The sequence below is a fragment of the Wolbachia endosymbiont of Protocalliphora sialia genome, assembly GCF_053891855.1.
The window spans coordinates 23,543-30,800 of record NZ_JAIUJX010000008.1; the positions used below are offsets into that span (position 1 = coordinate 23,543).

A 7,258-nucleotide genomic window follows, 5' to 3' on the forward strand; every position below is an offset into this window, starting at 1 on the left:
ATGGATCATATAGATATTATAAAGTCAAAATTATTGTTGTCCGACATAGTAGGAAAAAAAGTTAGGTTAATAAAAAGAGGAGATAGTTTTGTTGGACTCTGCCCATTTCATAACGAAAAAACTCCATCTTTTTCGGTCAGCAATGTTAAGGGCTTATATTACTGTTTCGGTTGCTCAGCTCATGGTGATGCGTTTGAATTTATTTCACAAACTGAGGGCTTAAGTTTTAAGGAAGCGTTGGAAAAATTGGCATCTGTTGCAGGTGTTGAGTTACCCAAAAACCTCAGCTTTGCTAAAGAAAATGACAAACTGTTTTCAGCACTGAATTTAGCTGCAAGTTGGTTCGCGCAGAAAAATCGAGGTGTTATGGCTTATTTAAGGCAGCGCAAGATCTCACTCAAAATCATAGATAAATTTAAGATAGGTTATGCACCAAGTTCTGGCTTGAAGGAATATTTGAACTCCTCTGGTATTAAAGACGAGATTTTGATCGATGTTGGGTTAATAAATAAGAATTTTCGTGATTATTTCTATGATCGGCTGATATTTCCTATACACAACATCACGGGCAAAGTTATTGGTTTTGGCGGACGTGCGCTGAACTCTGAGCAACAGCCGAAGTATCTAAACAGCCCAGAGAGTCAGCTCTTTAAGAAAAGAGAAAATTTATATGGATTAAACTTTGCTTTGAGTGAAATACGCAAAAAACAGCATCTATTTGTTGTTGAAGGATATATGGATGTAATAGCACTACATCAAGCGGGAATTAGCAATACAGTTGCTCCGCTTGGTACCGCAATTTCTGCAGAGCAGATAAAAAATCTTTGGAAACTTGCTAAAGAAATTTCTATCTGTATGGATGGCGATAGTCCTGGATGTCATGCTGCTATTCGAATTGCAGAACTTGTTCTGCCGATACTGGAGCCTGGATACACATTGAAGTTCGTGACTTTGCCAAGCAACAAGGACCCATACGATATATGCAATGAACTAGAATATAAGACGGAAGATGTACTATCCGCTTTTAACCGCTCAACAGAACTGCACTCTGAATATTTATGGCATCACATGATTGGTAGCAATTTGCAAAATTATGAAAAATTTGCTCCGGAAAAATATTCAATTCTTGAGCACAAGTTCATGAAATATGTCAATGCTATCGGTAACAGCAGTATTAGAAGGTATTATAGAGATTATTTTTACAATAAGGTCAGTGAATTAAGAAGAAACTTTAAAAAGCTGATTTTTAATAGCAAAGCAACAAAAGGTGAGTATCTTTACAATAAATCTCCAGAGCTAATTGAAGCAGAGCAAAATCAGGCCATAATTTTGCGTATAGCCGTAGAATTTCCTGAAATTTTGAACCGTCCTATATTTTTTGAGCAATTTTCTCATTTCGAATTTACTAATGAGATGAAAAAATTACAACAGTGCGTAATTAATATGGTAACTAGTGAGAGCAACTTTAATAAAGAAATTCTGCTACAGGAGTCTAGTGTTATAAAGTTTATATTTGAAAAAACTAGCGTACTAAATAGTCAATTAAGTGAGAAGAGATCGGCAGAAACTGTCTGGAATAACATAGTATTACGGAAAGAATTAAATGTATTACAAGAAGAAAAAATTAAAGCAAGGCTGGGCGGTAATTTTGACTTAGAGGAAAGGCTAATAGAACAAATAAAGCAAATAGAGGATAGTATACAAGAAATGCAAATGGAATTTATTCAAAAGTAGATGGCTTAAGATGTTCAAAATTATTAGAAAAACACTGTATTAGTATTTGCTTAAAATAGCTTATTCTAGTATATTTCTGGTTTGTTCAACTACGATAAGTGTTTTCATTTCTTCCTCTTATTATCTTTCTAGCCTTATACCTTGGAAGTGGTATTTATTTTTCTTTTATCAGACTTGGTAATCCTCTTCATCAAATTTCACCGTTAGTTTGCTTATTACCAGCATTATTTTTTGCTATTCTATTCAATAAAAACAAAATTCAGCATAGCGTTGATACTCTTATAAAAGGTATGGGGAATAAAACTACTCTTACCGTGTGTTTGATTTTTCTCCTTGCTGGGGCATTTTCTACTGTTACTCAATCGCTTGGTAGTATAAATGTTATTGCTAGCTTAACTATTTGCTTTCTTCCAGCACAATTATTACTTCCTGGAATGTTTTTAATTTCTGCGTTTATTGCAAGTGCAATAGGCACATCAATCGGAGTTATTGCACTTATAACACCAATAGCTGTGAATCTAGCACAAAATGGAGCTTTTGATTGTGCGGTGGGCGTTGGAGCTGTGATAGGTGGGTCTATGTTTGGCAGCAACCTTTCAATGATATCTGACACTACTATTGCTGCTACTTCTTCACAAGGAGCTTCAGTAAAGGATAAAATAAAACTCACTTTCAAGACAGGATCTGTTACAGGTCTTATAATACTTATTTATCTAGTAATAATTTCAAATAGTACAGAAGTTGTTTCTATCTCAAGTCTGAATTATTTATCCATAGTCAAAATTATCCCTTATATATCTTTAATAATTATGGGTTTATTTGAAATAAACACACTGGTAACATTAGCTGTTAATATGGTTGTTGCTGGAATATTAGGAATAGCTTTTTTTGATTATTCTATTATTGATTATTCTCATGATATATGTAGGGGTTTTAATAAGATGAATGAGGTAATGATATTTATTCTTTTCAGTAGTGGATTAAGCCACTTAATGTACGAATATAGTCAGAAAAAGATAGATAAATTCACCGATGAGGTGAATCTCACAAGAAGTCAAGCTGAACTTATGATTGCAGGAATATCATCTATGTTTACTATTTTAGTTTCCAGCAATGTTGTTGCTATTTTATTAACTAGTAATATTGCGAAAAGACTTGCACAAAGATATAACATTGCACCACACCGTAGTGCGTACTTATTAGAGATATTTACTTCTATCACAAAAAGTATCTTACCTTATGGTTCTCACGTATTACTAGCAAGCAGCATTGCCTCTCTGTCACCTATCATCGTACTAACAAAAGTATATTATTGTTTTGTTTTTGCAGCAGTTGCAATAAGTGAAATAGTGATTAATGGCAGACGTCATGCGGTTGTAGCTCCTCAATTACCATAAACAACTCTTCTGTAGCTTTGTGGAAATTATGCTAACTGATTATGCTGTAAAGTTGAGCAATATTAATATATAAATTAATCTGTTGTTGGAATAATTCTAAACCTTCATTTTCACAACTCATTTTTCTACAAATTTTCACTCAATTTGTTAATAAATTGACAATTATTACAATATTTGCTAAAATGTTTATATGTCAGTACCGTGCTTTCATAAAGATGTGGTATTAGTGGTATAATCAAAAATGTATAAAAATAGTGGAGAAACAAATGCCTGATTATTATGAAATATTAGGAGTAAAAAGAGATGCTACTCACGATGAGATAAAAAAAGCATATCACAAATTGGCACGTAAGCTTCATCCAGATAAATTATTGCATAAGGAAGCGCAAGAGTTAGATAGGTTAGAGAAAAAAAAGAAGGACGAGAGCTACTATCACAGTCGGAAGAAGGTCAAATGGCTGAGCTTAAAGAGAAATTGGGAAAATTCAAGCAAATATCAGTAGCATACAACGTGTTATCTGATAAAGCAAGCAGAAACCAGTACGATATGGGAGAGGATTTTAGTCAACAGGAGTGGTCGTGGGCAGAATGGATTTATAAGTTAAGTAAACTCGAACAAGAAATGAAAAAAAATCAAATTTCTACCAAAATATATGATATGTATTATTTGAAACGTAAGAAATTAAGCGAAGAGCGATTAGAAAGGCTAATCAAGAGTAGCCAACAAATAAACGGGATGGGCAAAGCCAAAGAGACTGAAAAATCAACCGAACTCAAATATCTAAGCACTATTCTGGAATTGTTGAAAAATATCCAGTCAAATGAGTATGAAAAGTGTTCTGATATAATAAAGAAAGTTACAATTGCTGCTGGTGACATTACATCTGTAGTGCAAATTGCTATTATGTACGATCGTGTGGAAATTTTCGAGCTCTTTGAAGGAAGGATAGAAATATCACAAAATGATATCTTAAGCTATGCTTATGAATACCGATCTGAAAAGTTTTTGGATTATTTTTTTAATAAGTACTTAGATAAATTAGATATCAACTATCAAGATAAAGAAGGAAATACAGCTTTACATCATACATTAAAAAGGTTGGATTTGGATGAATCGAAATACCAAGGTTTTGTCAAGTCACTTCTTAGTAAAGGTGCAAGGCTTGATGTTAAAAATAAAAAAGGTAAAACTCCATTTGATCTATTGGTCAATTATGCTAAATACTTTTTGCGTGAGAAAAAAGCAGTAGAAAGATTAAATAATCTTTCGGTGATGCTTAGTTGTTGTAAAACCGATGAGCTGAAGAAGCTAGAAGGTACTCCTGTATTGAATAAACTAGTAGATACTATCGTTAAATATAACCATAAAAAAGCTCTAGATCTCCTAGTTGAAAATAACATAAAAATTTCAAGTATTACTTTAAAAAATATCGTTACAAGAAATTGCAATAAAGAGATTTTTGGTTGCTTTTTACATAAAAATAAAATTGACTATCGGGATGAAAGTGGGGATACAGCTCTGCATCATGCTTTAAGAAACTTGCACTTCGATAAATCAATGCTTTGCAAAGTTGAATCACTTGTGAGTGCAGGTGCGAGATTTTATGTTAAAAATGACCAAGGTGAAACTCCGTTTGATCTCTTGGTTGAATATGTTGAGAAGGGGTTTTATGGTCAAGCGTCAAGGTTAAGTTATGCTTGGAAGTTGCTTAACAAATGTGAAAATATAAGAGAGTTAAAATATAAAGATGGTACTCCTGCATTAGATAAACTAAATGAGCTTCGTATTAAGTGTCGTAATACTTCTATCATAGTTGCTTCTAGTTAGCAGTAGTAGGAGTTGCTTTAGGAGTAGCTATTGCAGTCTACTCAGGAATGTTAGCGGTAGGGATAGGAATTGGAGTTTGTTGTCTTGTTGTTGCTGCAATCACATATCATTATAGTAGTCCCGCAAATTTACTTAAAGATAGCAATGCTGAAGTTGCAATTAATCAAATGGCATTAGTAAAATTATAACTTAAGATCAGAAGAAATGGCAGATCAAGTTTAATAATGTTAATTCAGTAATATATTTAGTAAAATCTAAAACTAAGAAAATTCTATACTTGCAACTCTATGAGATGCTGGTGGTATCTATCTTACTTTCTTGATAGGAATATAGATGACAAGAGATAGGCGATAGAATTGCAAAGAGTTTGCAAATATTAGTTATTATTTGTAGAATATAGAGAAATTAGTAGAGATTTTAATAGTATGACATCCGTTACTTTTATTTTACCTGATGGAAGTAAGAAAAGTTATGAAGCTGCAGAGGGAGAAACTCTTCTTAATTTAGCCCATAGAAGTGATCCAGATCTGCTTGAAGGTGCATGTGAAGGTTCTCTTGCTTGTTCTACATGCCATGTGATTGTTGATCCAAAATTTTATGATGTTGTAGAAACACATAATCCTATATCTGATGAGGAAAATGACATGCTGGATCTAGCTTTCGGTTTAACAGAGACATCGAGGCTTGGATGCCAAATAAAAATCACAAAAGATATTGACGGTTTGTGCGTAACCGTGCCCAGAGGTACAAGAAATATATCATTAGATAAATAAAGGATAATGCGTAAAATTTTTATCTATATTCTCATCTTCTTACCTTTGTTTATTCCTCTAGCGTATGGTGGTTTTTGGTATTTTTCTGCATTTAAGGTAAAAAGTCTTTTAACTGATTACATTAATGACGAAAAAGTTGATATTTCACATGATTTTAGCGGATTTCCTTTTAACCTAGTTTTTCGTGTAACGAATCCAAAATTTTCTAATGAGCAATTAACTGTTTCATCTGAAGCTTTAGTGATAAAAAACAGATTATTTGATAAGTCAGTATATATCTATATACCAAGCAATGAAGTCAACATTGCTGTCCGTAGTGATGAGAAAAAGAATATAAAGTGTCACACACACGTGAGTAGCCACTCTGTTGTTAAACTAAATGATTTACTATCTTCATTAAAATTCAACAGAAATAGCACTGTAATAGACTATATAGATACATTTCGTTACGAAGATTATGGATTAAAATGTGATATTTTAGAAAATCAGCAAAGTGTTATAACTGAAGTGAATGATAAAAGTAATTACATTCAATTTCACTTTGATAAAGAACTGAATGAAAATACTAAACTAGAATTTGATTTTTATACTTACCGTTATAAAAATACTGCAAGTCCTGAAAATTACCTTAGTGTCGACGCTAAATTAGATTATGAATTTGTAAACCATATTTCAGCTTCTAAGATTAATTTCAACATAGAAAAATTTTTGATTGAGAGTAATAACTTTTCTATTGCTGCGAATGGTGGAGTAAGTAATTACAATTTAGTTACATCTTCATTTGAAGATAAAATTAATGTAGCCATATCAAATTATAAAGAATTAATTTCGTTTGTGACTAATGATTCAAAGACTGCAGATAAATTGGAAAAATCAATATCTTCCTTATCAGAAAAAATCACTAATAACGACATTCAATTTTCAATAAAGTACGACAATAATGTAGGTTCAGGCTTTATTGGAAAATTATCCACTACTGATTTTATCACTCAATTCACCAAAAATGAGAATAGTAATTAGCTTACTTTTTACATTGATATTTCATTTAAGCATAAATGCTTTTACTTTGGATGATAAACTAAGAGATGAAAGCATGGAAGAGCGAGCAAGTAACTTATTTACAATAATAAAGTGTCCTGTATGCTCTGGTGAATTATTATCCGAATCTGAGTCTCAAGTTGCATATGGTATGCGCAAGGAAATTCGCAAGAAGATCAGTGATGGATATACTAACGAGCAAATAATTTCAGAGTTAAAAAATTCTTATGGAGATTCAATTATCATTGTACCACCTGTAAAATCTAGTACCTATATTTTATGGTTTATTCCTCTTATAATTTTTCTTATTGGATGTTTTCTAATACGAAAATCAGTTCAGAAAATAGATAAGGTAGTAAAAAGATAACTATAGAGTAAAAGTGAGTTTATAACAAATGCAAGTAGCTACTATACGAACATTTGAGTTTAGATCAAAGATTGTAAGGTTAAATCTTCCATCCAAATAACCACGCACTCTACTTGCTTAT

Annotated in this window: 8 protein-coding genes; all 8 read left to right on the forward strand. The window is 32.2% G+C overall.

The features are described 5' to 3' along the window. On the forward strand, nucleotides 1-1,734 hold the full coding sequence (dnaG, locus tag LB100_RS04190) for a DNA primase (protein ID WP_456201529.1): 1,734 nt from the start codon (nucleotides 1-3) through the stop codon (nucleotides 1,732-1,734). A gap of 98 nt (nucleotides 1,735-1,832) precedes the next feature. After that, nucleotides 1,833-3,131, forward strand: coding sequence for a Na+/H+ antiporter NhaC family protein (locus tag LB100_RS04195; protein ID WP_456201530.1), 1,299 nt, complete (start codon nucleotides 1,833-1,835; stop codon nucleotides 3,129-3,131). Between the two features lie 266 nt (nucleotides 3,132-3,397). Then, on the forward strand, nucleotides 3,398-3,634 hold the full coding sequence (locus LB100_RS04200; RefSeq protein ID WP_456201531.1) for a DnaJ domain-containing protein: 237 nt from the start codon (nucleotides 3,398-3,400) through the stop codon (nucleotides 3,632-3,634). Further along, nucleotides 3,586-4,959, forward strand: coding sequence for an ankryin (locus LB100_RS04205; RefSeq protein WP_456201532.1), 1,374 nt, complete (start codon nucleotides 3,586-3,588; stop codon nucleotides 4,957-4,959). The genes LB100_RS04200 and LB100_RS04205 overlap by 49 nt, the downstream gene beginning before the upstream one ends. A gap of 47 nt (nucleotides 4,960-5,006) precedes the next feature. Beyond that, on the forward strand, nucleotides 5,007-5,147 hold the full coding sequence (locus LB100_RS04210; protein WP_456201533.1) for a TomO hydrophobic C-terminal domain-containing protein: 141 nt from the start codon (nucleotides 5,007-5,009) through the stop codon (nucleotides 5,145-5,147). Between the two features lie 237 nt (nucleotides 5,148-5,384). Next, on the forward strand, nucleotides 5,385-5,732 hold the full coding sequence (locus LB100_RS04215) for a ferredoxin family 2Fe-2S iron-sulfur cluster binding protein (protein WP_456201534.1): 348 nt from the start codon (nucleotides 5,385-5,387) through the stop codon (nucleotides 5,730-5,732). A gap of 6 nt (nucleotides 5,733-5,738) precedes the next feature. Beyond that, nucleotides 5,739-6,752, forward strand: coding sequence for a hypothetical protein (locus LB100_RS04220; protein ID WP_264337198.1), 1,014 nt, complete (start codon nucleotides 5,739-5,741; stop codon nucleotides 6,750-6,752). After that, nucleotides 6,736-7,137, forward strand: coding sequence for a cytochrome c-type biogenesis protein (locus tag LB100_RS04225; protein WP_456201535.1), 402 nt, complete (start codon nucleotides 6,736-6,738; stop codon nucleotides 7,135-7,137). Before LB100_RS04220 ends, LB100_RS04225 begins: the two co-directional genes overlap by 17 nt. Nucleotides 7,138-7,258 lie beyond the last annotated feature (121 nt).

Coding starts and splice junctions, on each gene's coding strand:
- LB100_RS04225 (WP_456201535.1), top strand. CDS start 6,736: ATGAGAATAGTAATTAGCTTACTTTTTACATTGATATTTCATTTAAGC.
- LB100_RS04210 (WP_456201533.1), top strand. CDS start 5,007: ATGTTAGCGGTAGGGATAGGAATTGGAGTTTGTTGTCTTGTTGTTGCT.
- LB100_RS04205 (WP_456201532.1), top strand. CDS start 3,586: ATGGCTGAGCTTAAAGAGAAATTGGGAAAATTCAAGCAAATATCAGTA.
- LB100_RS04220 (WP_264337198.1), top strand. CDS start 5,739: ATGCGTAAAATTTTTATCTATATTCTCATCTTCTTACCTTTGTTTATT.
- LB100_RS04215 (WP_456201534.1), top strand. CDS start 5,385: ATGACATCCGTTACTTTTATTTTACCTGATGGAAGTAAGAAAAGTTAT.
- LB100_RS04200 (WP_456201531.1), top strand. CDS start 3,398: ATGCCTGATTATTATGAAATATTAGGAGTAAAAAGAGATGCTACTCAC.
- dnaG (WP_456201529.1), top strand. CDS start 1: ATGGATCATATAGATATTATAAAGTCAAAATTATTGTTGTCCGACATA.